The organism is Jeotgalicoccus meleagridis (genome assembly GCF_903994045.1).
Taxonomy (GTDB): domain Bacteria; phylum Bacillota; class Bacilli; order Staphylococcales; family Salinicoccaceae; genus Jeotgalicoccus; species Jeotgalicoccus meleagridis.
This window is the reverse complement of record NZ_CAJEWD010000003.1, coordinates 267,196-284,393: the sequence shown is the minus strand read 5'-3', so window position 1 is coordinate 284,393 and position 17,198 is coordinate 267,196. Positions and strand designations below refer to the sequence as shown.

Sequence of the window (17,198 nt, the reverse complement as noted above, 5' to 3'; positions counted from 1 at the left end):
GAAATCGGTTGAAGCTTGCTTAATATATTCATAATATGGTATATATTTTTTATTCGAAGAAGAGGAGCCGGTTATAGATCACAGCAGAGCGGCAGCATATATAGGTGAAAGTGAAACTATATACAATCGTTTAAAGCGTCACCATAAAGAAAGAGAAAATTGGTCTGTGGCTGTAGTATTTACAACTACAGGCGAAGAGAATCAACTAACAAAAGCAGACATAAAATACTTAGAGAATTACTGTTATCAAAGAGCGTTAGAAGCGGATCGGTACTCATTGAATCAGAATACACCTACTCAGTCTTTTGTACATGAAGCTAGAGAGGCGGATTTAATGGATATGTATAGTTCTATCGCAGATCTATTATCTTTTTTGGGGTTTCCTATATTCATGCCAAAAATGAATGAAAAAGAGATGAGAGATCAAGACAATTATTATTATATTACTAGTAGAGGATCGGATGCTAAAGCTATATATTCTCAAGATGGGATGACAGTCATAAAAGGATCGAGAATTGCTTCAAACTCAACCAAAAGCTTTTCAAGCTGGAGATTGCTTAATGAACTAAAGGAAACTAAAATAATCGACGATGAAGGTATATTCGTAAAAGACTATACTTTCACTAAACCTTCTACCGCAGCTTCAATTGTTGCACGTCAATCCTCTAATGGATGGACAATGTGGAAGAACAAAGATGGAAAAACACTAGATAAGTGTGTAGCACGGTATTAATCATCTTTTTTCAGTAAGCTTGAATGATATCTGATGTAAAGGGCTACTCTCTCCCTTAGATTAGTGAGGTAGCTTAATCCTAAAAGAGGAGCATGTCCCCTTGTATTGAATTACTGTATTAAAGAATATAGACTATAAAATGAATTTGTTTAAATAAAGAACGTTATCATTTAGTAATCAGTTATGATTCATCCCATTTTTCTTTGTATCGAATACGTTTTTCCAGTAATTTTCTCTTTCAAGAATAAATTCACTTTTGGTTCTGGTATCAAATATCTCCAGAATGGAATACTGAAAGTATTTTTGAATATGCTCCTTGCCCTTATTTAAAAGAATATTATTGAATTCTTTATTGCCTCCTGTCAAGTTCTCCAAATGGGCATAACCTGACCATCGTTGCCATATGCCATCAGTGTTTCCGGAAGCAGAACCAATATATAGTTTGCCATTACTTTTATCTGTAATCACATATATACCTTTAACATAACTAAGAGCAGATTTCCAACTAGGATCTTCTCTTAAGAGGACTTGTTGCATTTCTTTATGGTTCATGCGGACATTTTGATAACCAGGAAAATGACCTAGTTTAATATTTGGCGCAATTTCGTATACTTCAGGGTTTAATTGATCTTGAATCGTATGATAGCGACGGTTATAAACATCTCTACCAATAGGCTTCTCAATTTTAATAATTAATCTTTTTATATATTCTTGATACTCTTTCATTAAAGTCAATTCATAACCTACATCATTAAAAACTTCAGGGAGTTTCTTTTCAACTTTATAAAGTCCCCCAAATGCAAAGTATTCCGGTCCATAAGGATAATATTGAGCCATAGCAATCAAGTACTCAGCATGATTAAGATTATTGTTGGACTGTTTTGTCTTCCAACTATTCATGATGAGCCATTCCGGATCATCCTCTAATAATAGATCCCAGGCCTTCAGGTTTGGGTCAGCGGGATTCATATTAAATTTTATTTTCGTATGAGCATTATTTGGTGTTTTAATAAACTCTGATAACTTTATCATCTCTTACTTCGTCCTCCCTTCATTAAAAGTTTGTTTTTATGTATTATACCAAAATAATATAGTAAATATTGGGATGAATAAATCAGCTGTTAAAGTTATTAAAAGTTAGATAAAAACCGCATCGTAGAATGATACGCTGAAGCTTATCACAAGTAGTGCGTGTTAACGGTCGTTTTTTAAACTTAATTTTACATTTAGTTTTTATCATATTAAACACTCATTTTTCATATTCTTCTTCGCTAATCTCTCCTCGTGCAAATTGTTCTTTTAGAATCGACAGGCCCCATCTTTCTTTTTTGTTGCTCTAGTAGTGACCAGCCGGTAAATTCCATAAATAAGCAATCCTAGAATTGCAATCCAAAAGAGCATCATAAATAAGCCCATTCCACCTGTCATCATAGGAATTATCCTTTCTTTCGCTGAGTTTCATTTACTGCTTTTTCTAATTTTTTCACTATATAAACCCGGAAACATGACAACTTTTCGTGCCGAAATCCTGTCTATCCCAGTCCATTTTTACTGTACACCTAAACCGGTTTCTGGTTCGTCACCTGGTCTACAATATCTTGGGGAGATATAGATTTTACCATCATATCAAATTCCTCCCAACGCTCAGCCCAGTTATTAACGGCCGACGTATATTATCTTATAAAAATGTCATTACACCGACTTGTCAATACAACCAATCAATCGTTCTTCAATATCAACGGCAATTTTTTTTATGGAATCGTTCTGCACCATTTCAATCAGTGCACTTGGTTTCGGCATCCCGATTTTTGTTGTACCATTTTCTTCATACACCACAATTTTGCAAGGAAGGAAGTAGCCGACCAGCAGATCTTCTGAAAGAACTTGGTTCGCTTTCTGTGGATTGCAAACTTCAAGTACTGTAAATGGCGTGTCAAAGTCGGTCCCTTTTTCCTGAAGTTTGGCCGTCAAATCGAAATTCCATAAGACACCAAACTTTTCTTCCTTTAAATTCTCTTCAAGTGTATGGACAGCTTCGTCTCTGCTTTTTGATGTTTCTACTGTGTAATTAAACATACTTATTGCTCCTCTCTTTTTTATTCATACTGTTGGTAAAATTCCCTCTTTAATCGCCGGATTAAACATTTTTATTGAAATGAGCCGTTAGAACTAAACAAAAATTGATGGGACTGGTCCTTCTGTTTCAACTGGTCTTTCCTCATTCGCTGTTCATAAGGGTTAGCAGGGATGTATGGGGAATGGAGACGCCTTCAGTATCTCTCATTTTTTCATGAAATGCTTAAAGTTATACCCCTTGTACTGTTTGCGATACAACCGGATGATTGTCCATCTCAGATGCGGATCAATGGCTGTGACGGGCTTCTTCCGGCAAGATATGAATCAATCGGTCGATCACAGGTTAGATTCAACTCAATCTCCACCCGTGTTTTTGTTCTTTGTCCATTCACGACGGCTTTGATGACGTAATACTATCCTTTTCCTTCACAGTCTGACACTTCTTCATGCTCTCCTCCCCTAGTGTATACTCTGTACACGGACGGGTATGTAAGGAAGGGAAATGGTTAACTTTATATACCTGGCAGGGTATTTGACATGTGGAATTTCATTCTTTATAATATGGGTATATCAAAAAAGAGGGTGATGTTGTTGGCTACATTGGAAGAACAGACTGTTTATGATAAAGCAGTAATCAATCGCATTAATCGTCTGCAGGGCCAGATCAACGGCGCACTGAAAATGATTGAAGAAGGCAAGGACTGCAAGGATGTCGTCATCCAATTGAGCGCAGCGAAAAGTGCACTCAATCGTACAATGAACGTCATCGTCAGCGAAAACCTTGTCCAGTGCGTCAAAGAAACGATGAACAATCCGGATGAAGATACAGACGAACTCGTCAAAGAGGCAGTTGAATTGCTTAATAAGAGCAGATGATCCCATCTGTTTTTATTTATTTTTAAAAATACCCCTATGGGTATTTGACAAATTGAAAAAGCATTGCTATTATACCCTTATAGGTATTAAAAACAGGAGGATGATTTAGCAATATGAGTAACACGCAAACAAAGTACCACATTAATGATGCCGACCAGTTGGTCGAAGCAAATAAATATTTATTGGATGTAAGGGAACCTTTTGAATATGAAATGGGACACATTGCTGAGGCAGACAATGTATCCGTAAATGAAATTGAAGAACGCCTTGAAGAACTTCCAAAGGATAGAAAGATCCATGTATACTGCCAGCGCGGAAAACGCGGTGCAAGTGCAGTTGAAATACTGAAACGCAATGGTTTCGACGCAGTGAACCTTGAAGAAGGCTATTCAGCCTATACAGGAAAATACGACATTGCAGACGAAGCAGGTGAAACTGCAGATGCAGCAACTGAAAATGTTGAAATTGACCCAAATCGGGTAAAAGTGGAAGCAAGCGGGTTGCAATGTCCCGGCCCCCTTCTCAAGGTGAACGAAGTGATGGGAGAGCTTGAACCCGGTCAACAGATGGAAATCACGGTCACAGACTTCGGCTTCTGTACGGATGTCGAAGCATGGGCCCGTAAGACAGGGCATTCCATTCTTAAAAATGAAAAATCAGAAGACAAGGTCATAGTGGTGCTGCAGAAGAATGCCCCTCAGGCCAAAGCTGAGGGTGAAGGCCATCAGATGGTGGAAACGAAAGACGGAGCAACAATGGTCGTATTCAGTGGCGATATGGATAAAGCATTGGCGTCATTCATCATTGCTACCGGTGCAAAAAGCATGGGCAAAGATGTCACCATGTTCTTCACATTCTGGGGACTGAATGTCATCAAGGATCCAAATGCACCGAAAAAGAATAAAGCCGGTCTGGATAAGGCATTCAGCATGATGATGCCAAAATCCGCCTCCAAACTGCCAATCTCCAACATGAACATGTTCGGACTGGGATCCAAAATGATTCAATATGTAATGAAGAAGAAAAAAGTCGACGCGCTTACTGAAATGATTGAAAAGGCAGATAAACTCGGAGTCAAAATGGTAGCCTGCACAATGAGCATGGATATCATGGCCATTGACGAAGATGAGCTTCTCCCTAATGTCAATTTCGGTGGCGTAGGCACTTATCTCGGCGATGCAGAAAATGGCAACCTGAACCTGTTCATATAATTGAACAGGTTGCCCTGCGCATCCCAACAATCAATTAAAATTTCAAGGAGTGTATATCAATGTTCTTTAAACAGTTCTTCGATAAAAAACTTGCACAAACTTCCTATATGGTCGCTTGTCAGAAAACACAGGAAGCCATCATCATCGACCCAAAACGTGTCATTGATGAATATCAGGAAGTAGCAGAGGCTGAAGGTTTCAATATTACTCAGGTGGCGGAAACACACATCCACGCCGACTTCGCGTCCGGTCTGCGTGATGCGTCACAACGCTTCAACGCCACAGCTTATGTGTCCGACGAAGGCGATGAGAACTGGAAATATGAAAATATGCCAGAAGATACCGTCTACCTGAAAGACGGCGACATCATCAATGTCGGCAATGTCGAATTGAAAGTGATCCACACCCCAGGTCATACACCTGAAAGCATCTCTTTCGTGCTGATCGACCGTGGTGGCGGCAGTGATGAACCGATGGGCATCTTCACAGGTGACTTCATCTTCGTTGGCGACATCGGCCGTCCCGACCTGCTCGAAGAAGCAGCCAAAATGGAAGGCACAACCGAAGAGGGCGCGAATGCGATGTTCGCTTCCCTCAAGAAGATGAATGACTATCCGGACTTCATGCAAGTATGGCCAGGCCATGGAGCCGGCAGTGCATGTGGTAAATCCCTCGGTGCTGTGCCATTGTCCACTCTTGGATATGAGCGCAAAAATAACTGGGTGTTCGAATACGAAGATAAAGATGCCTTCATCAAAGAATTGACAAGTGACCAGCCGGAGCCGCCAAGCTACTTTGCACAGATGAAGAAAGTCAATAAGGAAGGCCTGCCTGAATTCAAGGTGAAGGAAGTCGAAATCGGTACACCTGATACGCTTCCAGGTCAGCTGTTCGACCTCAGAAGCAAGGAAGAATTCAAAAAAGGATTCAAAAAAGGCGCCATCAACATCCCGTACAACGACAAATTCCTTCAGTTTGCCGGATGGTATATCGATTATGGCCAGCCGATGACAGTCATTGCAAATCCGGAAGACAGCAGAACGCTCCAGGAAGATCTTGCATCCATCGGTTTTGACAACCTTAAGCTGATCGTACCTGCTGACAAAGCCGACAAGTACTTCGATGACTCATATGAAAATGTGTCACCTGAAGACTTGGTTAAGAACTATGAAGACAAGCATATTCTGGACGTCCGTTCCACTTCCGAGTACAAGGAAGGCAATGTCGAGAATGCGCACCATGTCCACTTTGGACATCTCGACGAAAAAGAAGTGCCATTCAGCACAGACGATACAATCTATGTCCACTGTCAATCCGGTGTACGTTCAGCCATCGCAATGAGTGCACTTAAAGCACGTGGCTTCGATAATGTCGTCAATATAGAAAAAGGCTATGCCGGCATTAAAGAAGCGATGAACTAATGGACATTACTTTTATAATCGTTATATTTCTGATCGGATTCATCGGTTCCTTCATCTCGGGGATGGTAGGAATCGGTGGTTCCATCATCAAGTATCCGATGTTGCTTTATATTCCACCCATGCTTGGAATCGCTGCATTCACCTCCCACGAGGTAGCCGGCATCAGTGCCGTACAGGTTTTTTTTGCAACGATTGCTGGTGTATGGGCATATAAAAGCAGTGGTTATTTAAACATGAGATTGATTGCCTATATGGGTGGCGCCATACTCATCGGCAGTCTTCTCGGCGGATACGGATCAGAATTTCTCACCGAGACCCAGATAGATATCGTCTATGCAGTACTTGCGACAATTGCTGTCATCATGATGTTCCTGCCAAAGAAAGAAATCCCATACAATCCTGGTGATGACCTTGATTTCAATGGGCCGCTGGCAGCAGCGCTTGCGTTTATAACTGGTGCAGCAGCAGGCATCGTCGGTGCAGCAGGGGCATTCATTCTTGTACCAATCATGCTTGTCGTGCTTAAAATACCCACCAGGGTAACGATTGCCACAAGTCTGGCGGTCACTTTCATTTCATCCATCGGTGCCACGATTGGGAAAGTTGCCACAGACCAGGTACTCTATGGACCTGCAGCCATCATGATAGTTGCGAGTCTCATTGCAGCACCGATCGGCGCAAAAGTGGGACAGAAGATGAATGTTAAAATACTCCAATGGATTCTGGCCCTGCTCATCCTAGGAACTTCTTTGAAGATATGGGGAGAAATCTTTTTTTAAATGTTATATTCATCAAATAAGCAAGGCAGTTTGCCTGGATTCTTGTAACTCAAAAATGTATTCTAATAGTGTACTGTCCCATGGCACTGCCCAACGACCCAGAATATTGAAACAAGGATCTCCTGTTGGTTATAAAGTTCTATTGTTAACAGTACACCCATATAAAATGGATACCGGTCATTTGTAATCACTCAAAATATTCTTTAATCAGAAGAGCATTTTGAGTGTATCACGAGTGACCTTTTTTATGGTTAACTCAGTTATATAATCAGCGAAATGAGAAAAATAATAATCGTTGGAACTTCTTTTTATTCTCTTTAAGGAGGAGACAGTTTTGAGTAAAGTACAAATCGGAATTAAAGAAAATGCATTAAATTTTATACTTCTGGTTATAACAAACTTCTTTGTGGGTTCAATGGTTGGCGTGGAAAGAACTATTCTTCCCATCATTGGTAAAGAAGATTTTGGTTTAGCATCAGCAAGTGCAGCATTGTCCTTCATTATAAGTTTTGGATTTTCAAAGGCAATAGTTAATTCCTTTGCTGGTGCCATCGCTGATAGATTGGGGAGAAAAAAGTCCTTTTAATTGGTTGGAGTATCGGCTTATTCGTTCCTTTATTAGTGATATTCGCAACTTCATGGTGGATGATTGTAGTTGCAAATATTTTCTTGGGCATCAATCAAGGATTAACATGGTCTATGACAGTAAATATGAAAATAGACATCTCCAAACCTAAGCAAAGAGGGCTTGCTGTTGGGTTAAATGAATTTTCAGGATATATTCGCTCATTAGAATCACCTCAGAAATAATAGTCTCTAAAACATATGCCCATGGTTTGTGCAGTTAGTGTGCAGTTTTTAAAATATTTCAAATTAATTTTAGCAATGTGCTCAAAATCTACATTTTTAAGCAATCGATAATATGAGAAAGCTACTTTCTAATCCACTTGTAGCCCACGCCCCACACCGTGTGAAAGTAATCATCGATAGGAAAGCCGACTTCCCGAATTTTTTCCCGCATATTTCTAACATGGGAATCCACAGTACGTCCTTCCGTTTCAGAATGCATGCCCCACACTAAATCAATCAATTGATTTCTAGAAAATACCCTTCCTGGATTTTTCATGAGTAATCCAATGAGTGCAAATTCTTTTGGTGTTAATTTTACAAGCTGTTTTTTATAGGATAGTTCAAATTGATCTTCGTCCCATAACAGTCTTTCGACTTCAATCCGGTTGACAGGTCTTGTTCTTCTTAGTAATGCATCCATTCTTGCAACCAATTCTTCTTCATTAAAAGGTTTTGTGATATAGTCATCTGCACCCAGCTTGAGTCCTTTTACAATATCTTCTTTCTGCTCACGTGCAGTCACCATGATAATAGGTACATCTGAGTATTGCCGTATTTCTCTGCATACTTCCCATCCATTCATTTCAGGCATCATGATATCCAGTAGAATAAGATCAAACTTCTCTTCTTTAACAAACTTAAGCCCTGCTTTTGCACCTACTGCTTTTCGACAAAAATAAGGGTAAGGTTTCAAGTATAATGTCAACAGTTCGAGCATTCTCTCTTCATCATCGATTAACAGCACTTTATTCATTTACATTCTCCTTCTTTAAAGATATGACGAAAACAGTCCCCTTGCCGAGTGTACTTTCTACTCCAATCTCGCCACCATGCAACTCCACAATTTCTTTAGCGATTGTCAGCCCGAGACCAGACCCTCCGCTTACCCGGGATCTAGACTTTTCAGAACGATACAGTCGATCGAATATAAAGGGTATATCTTCTTCTGGGATTCCTTCTCCTGTATCTGAAATAGTTGTTAAAATTTCATTTTTATTTTGAATAACTTCCATTGTGATATGACCTTTCTCGGGAGTATACTTTATTGCATTATCTAATATATTCAATATAACTTGTTGAATTCTTTCGGGATCTGCCATAACAACCAAGTTGTCCGGACAATGAAAGAAAAGCTCTATCTTTTTTTCATTGAGCGCTGGACGGATTCGTGCTAAAACCGTCTCAATCAAAGCGCTAAATACTACCCTCTCTTTTGTGATGGCAAATTCATTATGATCGATTTTAGCTAATTCAAACAGATTTTTTATCAGGTCTGCTAAATGCTCTGTTTCTTCCTGAATGATTTTAATGTATCTATTCCTGTCCGTCGTGGATATTTCTTTTCTGCTAATAATATCCGTATACCCTTTCATATAGGTTAAAGGTGTTCGTAGCTCATGCGATATACTCCCTAAAAATTCATTTCTCTCGTTTTTTAAACGTTCCAGATCTTGCGACAGCAAAGTAATCGAAGTCGCCAAATCTCCAAGCTCATCTTTTCGATGTGTATACAATTCCACGTTATGATTGCCTCTACTTAATTGTTCTGTCGCTTTTTTCATCCTCAATACCGGTTGGGTAATAACTCTGGAAAGAATAAACACCGTTATAACAGTCAGAAGTAAAGTCAATAGACCCACAAGCCAAAACTTATGGCTGAGATGATCAATAATCCGTTCGATGCTATCACTTTCAGCAAACATAAAAACATGCCCGCTATGAGTTTCGTTAAAAGTTAGGGGGCTGTCTGTAGAGACATATTTTTCTTCTGACCAATTTGATTTCAGGATAACTCCTTCTTGTGGTATTTCACCATAATCAGTATGTTCAATAACAGTTATCATTTCTGGTTCAACCGGATCAGAATTGATGATTATCTCTCCATTCTCATCTGTTATCACCACAATAAAATCTGATTCTGACTCCATAATCGCAACATGTTCCAATGTCGTGGTTGTATAGTTTTCTTCCAATACGTCTCTGTGTGTATTCCCCCGGGCCAATAAATCCCCCATCACTTCCTCCACACGATCAGCGACCAGATTTGTATATAGGATATAGAATAATATGATTTCAATAATAAGAATCACCAGAAAAAACAAAAGTCCGATTTTTAAAGCTAATTTATTGAACATAAAAGCCTCCTCAGTTTTCTGCAACAGCATAAATCGTAATAGATTATCTTATCATTTTGTTCATTAGTCATATTATATAGAAAAGTAGTATTTTTATTATGAATAATTCAGCTTATTTTACTTTGCCTACAACTAAAATTTTCTTCCACTGTTCTTATGAGCCGTCATTAGACACATAACTATTTCTGTTTATAGTCTAGATTTCTAACTCATCTTCGTTCTGTGGATTGATTGCAACATACAAAATACCATCATCTTTCATCTTCACTATCTTTCGATAAAAATAATCTAGCAGAGGTAGCAGCTGCAACGAAGTTTTAGTCTAAAAAATGTATGACTAAGTATAACACCTGACCGTCAAAACTTTTTAAATTTAAAGGGTAACTCGAAGTTACATGAGTGATTTTACCGCATCCCGCTAAAAATATAGATGATAATATTATAGTATTAATTATTAATTTTCTTGGTATCATGATTCGCTACTCTCTTTATACATTTTATTATTTAAATATCGATTTTTCGTGCAGATTTGAAGGAAGCGCTGAGATATCATCCACGGTTAATAAACCTTTAAATTGAAATCCAATATGTCGAGTCGGTAATATTATTCTTGATTAAATACATTTATTTTTCATTGAATCTGCACGTAAACTGCAAAAATTATGGGTAGAGTTCTCAGTAGAACTAATAAAATGGAGGGTATATACATGGTAAAAAACAAAATATTATTAGGGCTTCTTTCCATATTCGCTGTATTTTTAATGGCTGCCTGTGGTAATGGGGAAACTCAGCCTAATGAAGATGAAGAAAGCCAAAGCACTGAAACAGAGTCCAGCTCTGAGGAGGAAATGGACATGGAATCAGATTCCGGAGGTCATATGGAACATTCAGCTGATGAGATGTCCAGTTCCGGTGAAGTACCTGAAGATTTGAAAGAAGCAGAAAATCCAACTTATGCAGTTGGAAGTCAAGCGATTATTGAAGCAGAACACATGCAAGGTATGGATGGTGCTGAAGCAACAATTTCCGGTGCTTTTGACACCACTGTCTATACTGTCTCATACACACCGACGAACGGCGAAGAACTGGTAGAAGATCATAAATGGGTCATTCATGAAGAATTGGAAGAACCGGGAGAAGCCCCATTAGAACCAGGCGATGAAGCAGTAATGAATGCATCACACATGGAAGGCATGGAAGGTGCAACAGCCACGATTGACTCAGCTGAAGAAACGACTGTCTATATGGTAGATTTTGTTACAACAGATACTGAAGAAGAAGTGCAGAATCATAAGTGGGTTACAGAAAGTGAACTGGCACATGTGGAATAAATTAGTGAATAGTAATATAGGATAGAAGCATGGATTCCTGATTACAAAGAAAAAATCCGGCAAATCTTGAATTAAGATTTGCCGGATTTTTTATCTTGGTCTCTTTCTACAATTATTATATAGAATCAATATGACATAAAAAGATGATACTCTAAATTCTTAAAATCTTTTGTCATTAACTAGCTGCAGCATGAACACGCAGAACCATCTTCTTTATCAATATCCTCTTTAATCTCGTAGCCGGTATTTTGAATAGCACCTTTGATGTCTGCCAAATTAATTGTACTGTCATTAAATGTTACATCTACTTTACCTTCAGGAATTTGAGCTTTGACTGATTCAACGCCATTTAATTGACTGACACTTCCCTCAACTTTATTAACGCAAGCCCCACATGACATTCCTTCTACATTAAGTGTTACTTTTGACATATAAATTCCTCCTTAAAATTTAATTAGATTACGCTATACAATAATTTCATCATACCCCAGGCAGGTATTTTATATTTTCTCTATTTTTTTATTTAACCAATCAATTATCTTACTTAATTCATTGTATCTACTGCTGATTAACAGTTACATTGACCTGGAACACAATTACATGGCACTACGTCAACTGCATCCTCTTTTTTCATCTCTAACACTTTTTCCAACTCTTCTATATCTATATAGCTTAATGTTGATTTTGAAATTAAATCTGCAATAATTTTTCCAATGTCTTTATTACATATATTATCGAAAGTTTGTTCAAGTGTACTTTTGAGAAAGTCACTTTCTTTTAAATTAGTTGAATAAATGTATTTGTTGCCGTCCTTTTCTGTGTTTAATACGCCTTTATCAACAAGTCTCCCAATAAGTGTTTTGGTCGTGGCCGGTTTCCAATTCTTTTTATTTTCTATAATATCTCTAATATCTTTACTCGTAGTTTTTTTTTGTGCCCAAACGACCCGCATCACTTCCCATTCGGAATCTGTGATATTTGAATCAATTGCTTTGGTCATATTTTCACCTCTAATTTTTTCAAGTATTTTTAAGATGCCTTTCATATTTCATACAGTAAAGAATTAAAATACCGACTATCCTTAAGTAAGGATTTGTCGGCATTTATTTTATTCTACTTCAAATCTATGAAGTAACTGCGCATTGATTGCAACGATGATTGTACTGAGACTCATCAAAATCGCACCTACAGCCGGACTGAGTATTATCCCCCAAGGCGCCAGCACTCCTGCTGCCAATGGGAGGGCAATCACGTTATATCCGGTTGCCCAGATCAGATTCTGTACCAATTTATTATATGTTCTTTTAGACAGGCTGAATATTGCAAGAATATCTTTCGGATTACTGTCAACGAGAACGATGTCTGCACTATCCATCGCGATATCTGTGCCTGCACCCACTGCGATACCAACATCTGCTTTAGTCAATGCCGGTGCGTCATTGATTCCGTCACCTGTCATTGCAACAACCAAACCACGTTCTTGGATTTCTGTCACTTTATCTGCTTTCTCATTGGGCATTACTTCAGCATAGACTTCATCAATCCTAATTTGTTCTGCGACATAATTTGCGACTTTTTGGTTATCTCCGGTCAACATTATAGCTTTAATATTTCTCTTATGCAGCTGTTCTATTGTCTGCTTAGAACTTTCCTTAATCTTATCTGCCAGTGCAATGGCACCTGCTAATTCTTCGTTTACCAAAAGAAAAACTACCGTCTTACCTTGTTGTGACCATTTATTAAAGTTCTTATCGTCAAAATCTATTTTTTGTTTACGTACATATCCCGGACTCACTACTTTGACTTGTTTATCATCAATCGTCCCTTCAATTCCTACACCAGTAATTGAATTGAAATTTGACATTTCAAGCAATTCAAGTTCTTTTAACTTGGCTTCATTGAGTATACCTCTCGCAATAGGGTGTTCCGATTCATTTTCTATTGTTGCTGCATAACTTAAAAGGATATTTTCGTCAATATTATTGAAAGTCTGTATATCTGTAACACCAAATTTACCCTCAGTCAAAGTACCCGTCTTATCGAAGATCACAGCGTTAATTTTACGAGCCTTTTCAAACTGTGGACGTTTTCGAATTAACAAACCGTGCTTTGCAGCAAGTGATGTAGATACTGAAATAACCAACGGTGCTGCCAGACCTAAAGCATGAGGACAAGCAATAACCAAAACTGTTACCAATCTCATGATAGCAGTATCTATAGTTGCTCCAATACTTATCCAAACGATAAATGTGATAATACCGGCAGCTAAAGCGATATAGAATAACCATTTAGCTGCTTTATTAGTTACATCCTGAGTTTTCGATTTAGTACGTTGTGATTCTCTAACCATATCTATAACTTGTGTCAGATAAGATTCATTCATCAGTTTCTCTACTTCAATAGTGAGAGAACCTTCTCTGTTTATTGAACCTCCAATGACCTCGTCATCAATGGACTTTTCGACAGGGACGGACTCACCTGTCAGCATAGATTCATCAACTTGCGACTTTCCTTTAACGATTTTACCATCCAGCGGCATTTTTTCTCCGGGTTTTACTAATAGTAAATCACCCGCTTTAATATCATCAATCTGAACTTCTTCTGTTTCACCATTTTCAGTGATACGGTTTGCCGTATCAGGCATTAATGATGCGAGGGATTCCAGAGCCTTGGAAGCATTGTTAATAGCTCGCATTTCAATCCAATGTCCCAGAAGCATGATTAATACAAGAGTTGCCAGCTCCCAGAAAATTTCTTCCCCATTGAATCCAAAAACAACTGCCATACTATAGAAGTAAGCGACAGAAATCGCCATTGCTATTAATGTCATCATGCCTGGTTCTTTGTTTTTCAATTCATCGTAAGCGCCCTTAATGAATGGCCAACCCCCGTAGAAATAAACGAACGTGGCCAACGCTGCCACAATATAACTATCTCCAGTAAATTGCCAATCCACACCTATGAAATTTTGAATCATCGGAGATAGAAGTACAATTGGAATTGTGAATATCAGGATAATGAAGAATTTATTACGAAAATCTGTCACCATATGTGCATGATGATCGTGACCGTTATGATTATGGGATTCATGGTTCTCCTCATGGTTATGATGACTTTCTTCGTGCTCAGCATGATTATGATTATCTTCTTTATTCATTTCTTTCCCCCTCCTACATTATAATAAGACTACAAGTGTAAACGATTTATTAATTTAAGTTTACATCTGTAGTCGTTATTTGTCAAGCTATTAATTTACTAAGTTTATTATAAAAAATATATGTGCAGAAACTATCCACTACATGTATTTAAAAACTAAGTAAAAATAAATTAACTGCTACTCTGAGATTTAACATTGAATTAAAAATGCAGATTCCACAACACTAAATAGCATTGGGTAATCTGCATTTAATAATATTATTTAAGCTGTAAATCTGTCAGACAGGTGCTGTCATTCTCAAAAGTTGAAAAATTAGATTCAACTTTTTTTCCATCATAATTAATTTCTAAAGAGTAATTTTTATCTCTTGGCAGCCAAAAATCCAAGAAACCATTCTCAAGGGTAGTCAACTTCTCATCAACGTGAACTTCTCCATCTTCATCTGTAATTTTTACATCCATCTCTTCATTCATCAGCTCTCCCTGACAACCTGTTAAGCTATGAAATTCACAAGGATGTGTATATGAGATGTATGGTGCAATAGATACAAAAAATTCATCGTCTGGCAAAGTATAGACATTCTCATCTCCACTATCTTTAACAATAAGTGTTTTATCATTTATAGATGCTGATTCTACAATATTACTAGCGCTTAATTCCGAAACCATTTCTTTAATATTTGATTCGTTCGATGCTGAGTCATCACTACAACCTGTTAAAATAAAGATTACGCCCATCAAAACTGGCATTAAATATTTTTTCATCCAGATTCCTCCTTGATATTTAATTTTAACAATAATTTTTAAACAAATTTTATAATAATATATCATTTCTATGAAAGTTATATAAACAAGTCATTTAATGTATTCATAATTAGAAGCCTTGAAAATCTCCAAAGTACGGCTGCAGCCAAATAATAATCTGAGTCAATCCATCAAAATACAGAAGTACTCCCATTAATATCATGATGACCCCACCAACTTTCATAATCGTATTCGAGTATTTCAGCATCCAGCGTGTACGAGATACGAAAAAGCTCAATATAAAGAATGGAATTGCAAAGCCCAGACAGTAAATAACCATTAACATTAAAGCATCGTTTGGTGCACTGGCACTCATTGCGAAAATAGCTCCGATAATCGGTCCATTGCACGGCGTCCATCCGGCACCAAAAGCCATACCTATTAAAGTTGAACCTAAAAATCCTGACGGTCTGTTTTTAAATTTTAATTTCCTCTCTTTCATCAAGAAATTTAAATTAAGCACGCCGGTAATGATAAGCCCGAAGAAAATAATCAAGATTGAACCCAGTTGTCTGATCAGATTCGCATGTTCAATCAATATTCCGCCTAAAAAGGACGTGCCAAACCCCAGGGCTATATAGAATAAGCTGAATCCCACAAGAAAGAAAATTGTGTGGAATATTGCGCGTGCATTGAATTTTTGATTTTCTACTTCATTATAACTCATTCCTGTTATGTAAGAGATAAAAGCAGGAAATACTGGAAGCACACAAGGTGAGACAAAACTTAAAAAACCAGCTCCAAATGCAAGAAAGAAAGTCATTTCACTACCCAAAAAAACACTCCATTCATATTGCATCTTTTAAATAATCCGAACGAATTTCTTCCACATTTTATTTCTTTCAATCCTATAAACTCTCATCCTATTCAGAAGATGATTGTTCTACAAATCTATAAATATCATCTACAGTTAACTGATATTCTTTCTTATCCACAACAATGCCGTTTTTATTGATTGCTATTGTCGTTGGCAGTGGGCCTACTTGATACGCTTTAGTCACTTCTCTATTGCGATCCAATGCAACTGGAAAATTAAGCTTTTCATCTAAACTGGATAAGAACTGATTAATCTGCTGCTCATCTTCAGAAACATTTACTGCAATGATTTCATAGTCTTCATGTCCTTCATTATAAATTCGGTTCATATCAGGCATTTCTTCACGACACGGCTTACACCAAGTCCCCCAGAAATTCAAAATAACACCTTTTTCTGAATTGATATCCGATAATTGTATTGAATCACCATTTAACGTCTCCAATTGAAAATCAATTGATTCATCGCCTACTTGTAAGGCTTTTGTATCAGAAGTTAAGTTGAACCATAAGGTCACACCTAACAAAATAATGACACTCAGTATAATACTGATTCTTAGAATCTTCCTTGTTTTTTTCTTCATACTCTTACACCTCCAGTAGCAATTACTTTCATCTTGCACCTCATACATAGTTAATTTTGAAAGATAATTTTCAAACAAACTTACTATTCTATTAGAATAAGAAATCATTCGTACACTAGTCTTATTACCAATTTTAGCTATTAAAAATTTCCTCTCTAATTATTTAGCTTAAATCAAATTTTTAAAGAAACTGTGCATTTTATTAGTATTTAATGTGACATTTCAAATTATGAATAAATTTAAATTCAACACTAAAATAAGCCAGATAAATTTGCTTATGAAAATCGGATGTTTTGAGTAGACCCTAAACATACATAATTATATTGCTGATAACATTGCAGTTTAAGTGTATGATTAGGGTGTAAATTTAGTGTTAGCAAAAAGAATTGACTTAATGAAAGTTGCATATGCTCGTGTTGTCATTTATAAC

The 17,198-nt window shown here is 37.4% G+C and carries 17 protein-coding genes and 1 pseudogene; 7 read left to right on the top strand and 11 right to left on the bottom strand.

Annotated elements, in window-relative coordinates:
* Positions 1-166: 166 nt before the first annotated feature.
* Positions 167-733 carry a DUF4357 domain-containing protein gene (locus JEOSCH030_RS01565; RefSeq protein WP_185124866.1) on the top strand — a complete coding sequence of 189 codons (567 nt, stop codon included), beginning with the start codon at positions 167-169 and terminating at the stop codon, positions 731-733.
* A 177-nt stretch (positions 734-910) separates the two neighbouring features.
* Here the strand turns inward: JEOSCH030_RS01565 and JEOSCH030_RS01560 are convergent, their stop codons facing one another.
* From JEOSCH030_RS01560 to JEOSCH030_RS01550, 3 genes are all read right to left on the bottom strand, one after another.
* A complete protein-coding gene (locus JEOSCH030_RS01560; RefSeq protein WP_185124865.1) occupies positions 911-1,765 on the bottom strand; it encodes a GIY-YIG nuclease family protein in 855 nt (284 codons plus the stop codon).
* 217 nt (positions 1,766-1,982) lie between these two features.
* Positions 1,983-2,039 (bottom strand): SHOCT domain-containing protein, encoded by a 57-nt coding sequence (locus tag JEOSCH030_RS10895; RefSeq protein ID WP_328794774.1) that lies wholly within the window; start codon positions 2,037-2,039, stop codon positions 1,983-1,985.
* A gap of 386 nt (positions 2,040-2,425) precedes the next feature.
* Positions 2,426-2,809 (bottom strand): DUF302 domain-containing protein, encoded by a 384-nt coding sequence (locus JEOSCH030_RS01550; RefSeq protein ID WP_185124864.1) that lies wholly within the window; start codon positions 2,807-2,809, stop codon positions 2,426-2,428.
* A 600-nt stretch (positions 2,810-3,409) separates the two neighbouring features.
* Here JEOSCH030_RS01550 and JEOSCH030_RS01545 point away from each other — a divergent pair.
* The 5 genes and pseudogenes from JEOSCH030_RS01545 to JEOSCH030_RS01525 all read left to right on the top strand — a co-directional run.
* Positions 3,410-3,685, top strand: a complete 276-nt coding sequence (locus JEOSCH030_RS01545) for a metal-sensitive transcriptional regulator (RefSeq protein WP_235962196.1) — start codon at positions 3,410-3,412, stop codon at positions 3,683-3,685.
* A gap of 113 nt (positions 3,686-3,798) precedes the next feature.
* Positions 3,799-4,896 carry a DsrE/DsrF/DrsH-like family protein gene (locus JEOSCH030_RS01540; protein WP_185124863.1) on the top strand — a complete coding sequence of 366 codons (1,098 nt, stop codon included), beginning with the start codon at positions 3,799-3,801 and terminating at the stop codon, positions 4,894-4,896.
* Positions 4,897-4,955: 59 nt separating this feature from the next.
* Entirely contained in the window at positions 4,956-6,317 is a 1,362-nt protein-coding gene (locus JEOSCH030_RS01535) for an MBL fold metallo-hydrolase (RefSeq protein ID WP_046790828.1), read from the top strand.
* Entirely contained in the window at positions 6,317-7,096 is a 780-nt protein-coding gene (locus tag JEOSCH030_RS01530) for a sulfite exporter TauE/SafE family protein (protein WP_185124862.1), read from the top strand. The genes JEOSCH030_RS01535 and JEOSCH030_RS01530 overlap by 1 nt, the downstream gene beginning before the upstream one ends.
* 334 nt (positions 7,097-7,430) lie before the next feature.
* Positions 7,431-7,879: pseudogene (locus JEOSCH030_RS01525) on the top strand (MFS transporter); the annotation flags it as partial.
* A gap of 148 nt (positions 7,880-8,027) precedes the next feature.
* On the opposite strand, the gene JEOSCH030_RS01520 reads toward JEOSCH030_RS01525, so the two are convergent.
* Positions 8,028-8,699 (bottom strand): response regulator transcription factor, encoded by a 672-nt coding sequence (locus tag JEOSCH030_RS01520; protein WP_185124861.1) that lies wholly within the window; start codon positions 8,697-8,699, stop codon positions 8,028-8,030.
* Complete coding sequence (locus tag JEOSCH030_RS01515) at positions 8,692-10,080, bottom strand: sensor histidine kinase (RefSeq protein ID WP_185124860.1); 1,389 nt, start codon at positions 10,078-10,080, stop codon at positions 8,692-8,694. The genes JEOSCH030_RS01520 and JEOSCH030_RS01515 overlap by 8 nt, the downstream gene beginning before the upstream one ends.
* A 707-nt stretch (positions 10,081-10,787) precedes the next feature.
* Between JEOSCH030_RS01515 and JEOSCH030_RS01510 the strand changes: the two genes are divergently transcribed.
* Complete coding sequence (locus JEOSCH030_RS01510; protein WP_185124859.1) at positions 10,788-11,411, top strand: YdhK family protein; 624 nt, start codon at positions 10,788-10,790, stop codon at positions 11,409-11,411.
* 179 nt (positions 11,412-11,590) lie between these two features.
* On the opposite strand, the gene JEOSCH030_RS01505 is transcribed toward JEOSCH030_RS01510, so the two are convergent.
* From JEOSCH030_RS01505 to resA, 6 genes are all read right to left on the bottom strand, one after another.
* A complete protein-coding gene (locus JEOSCH030_RS01505) occupies positions 11,591-11,842 on the bottom strand; it encodes a copper ion binding protein (protein ID WP_051239034.1) in 252 nt (83 codons plus the stop codon).
* A gap of 137 nt (positions 11,843-11,979) precedes the next feature.
* Positions 11,980-12,456, bottom strand: coding sequence for a CopY/TcrY family copper transport repressor (locus JEOSCH030_RS01500; protein ID WP_407929460.1), 477 nt, complete (start codon positions 12,454-12,456; stop codon positions 11,980-11,982).
* Between the two features lie 63 nt (positions 12,457-12,519).
* Positions 12,520-14,568, bottom strand: a complete 2,049-nt coding sequence (locus tag JEOSCH030_RS01495; protein WP_185124858.1) for a copper-translocating P-type ATPase — start codon at positions 14,566-14,568, stop codon at positions 12,520-12,522.
* A 257-nt stretch (positions 14,569-14,825) separates the two neighbouring features.
* Positions 14,826-15,332, bottom strand: coding sequence for a CueP family metal-binding protein (locus tag JEOSCH030_RS01490; RefSeq protein WP_026859513.1), 507 nt, complete (start codon positions 15,330-15,332; stop codon positions 14,826-14,828).
* A gap of 109 nt (positions 15,333-15,441) precedes the next feature.
* A complete protein-coding gene (locus JEOSCH030_RS01485; protein WP_328794772.1) occupies positions 15,442-16,146 on the bottom strand; it encodes a cytochrome c biogenesis protein CcdA in 705 nt (234 codons plus the stop codon).
* An 88-nt stretch (positions 16,147-16,234) separates the two neighbouring features.
* A complete protein-coding gene (gene resA, locus JEOSCH030_RS01480) occupies positions 16,235-16,768 on the bottom strand; it encodes a thiol-disulfide oxidoreductase ResA (RefSeq protein ID WP_115885833.1) in 534 nt (177 codons plus the stop codon).
* Positions 16,769-17,198: the final 430 nt, after the last annotated feature.

Excerpts from the sequence above, each read along its gene's own strand:
- JEOSCH030_RS01560 (WP_185124865.1), bottom strand. The coding sequence starts at position 1,765 with ATGATAAAGTTATCAGAGTTTATTAAAACACCAAATAATGCTCATACG.
- resA (WP_115885833.1), bottom strand. The coding sequence starts at position 16,768 with ATGAAGAAAAAAACAAGGAAGATTCTAAGAATCAGTATTATACTGAGT.
- JEOSCH030_RS01520 (WP_185124861.1), bottom strand. The coding sequence starts at position 8,699 with ATGAATAAAGTGCTGTTAATCGATGATGAAGAGAGAATGCTCGAACTG.
- JEOSCH030_RS01495 (WP_185124858.1), bottom strand. The coding sequence starts at position 14,568 with ATGAATAAAGAAGATAATCATAATCATGCTGAGCACGAAGAAAGTCAT.
- JEOSCH030_RS01530 (WP_185124862.1), top strand. The coding sequence starts at position 6,317 with ATGGACATTACTTTTATAATCGTTATATTTCTGATCGGATTCATCGGT.
- JEOSCH030_RS01535 (WP_046790828.1), top strand. The coding sequence starts at position 4,956 with ATGTTCTTTAAACAGTTCTTCGATAAAAAACTTGCACAAACTTCCTAT.
- JEOSCH030_RS01515 (WP_185124860.1), bottom strand. The coding sequence starts at position 10,080 with ATGTTCAATAAATTAGCTTTAAAAATCGGACTTTTGTTTTTTCTGGTG.
- JEOSCH030_RS01540 (WP_185124863.1), top strand. The coding sequence starts at position 3,799 with ATGAGTAACACGCAAACAAAGTACCACATTAATGATGCCGACCAGTTG.
- JEOSCH030_RS01505 (WP_051239034.1), bottom strand. The coding sequence starts at position 11,842 with ATGTCAAAAGTAACACTTAATGTAGAAGGAATGTCATGTGGGGCTTGC.
- JEOSCH030_RS01500 (WP_407929460.1), bottom strand. The coding sequence starts at position 12,456 with ATGAAAGGCATCTTAAAAATACTTGAAAAAATTAGAGGTGAAAATATG.
- JEOSCH030_RS01550 (WP_185124864.1), bottom strand. The coding sequence starts at position 2,809 with ATGTTTAATTACACAGTAGAAACATCAAAAAGCAGAGACGAAGCTGTC.
- JEOSCH030_RS01510 (WP_185124859.1), top strand. The coding sequence starts at position 10,788 with ATGGTAAAAAACAAAATATTATTAGGGCTTCTTTCCATATTCGCTGTA.
- JEOSCH030_RS01490 (WP_026859513.1), bottom strand. The coding sequence starts at position 15,332 with ATGAAAAAATATTTAATGCCAGTTTTGATGGGCGTAATCTTTATTTTA.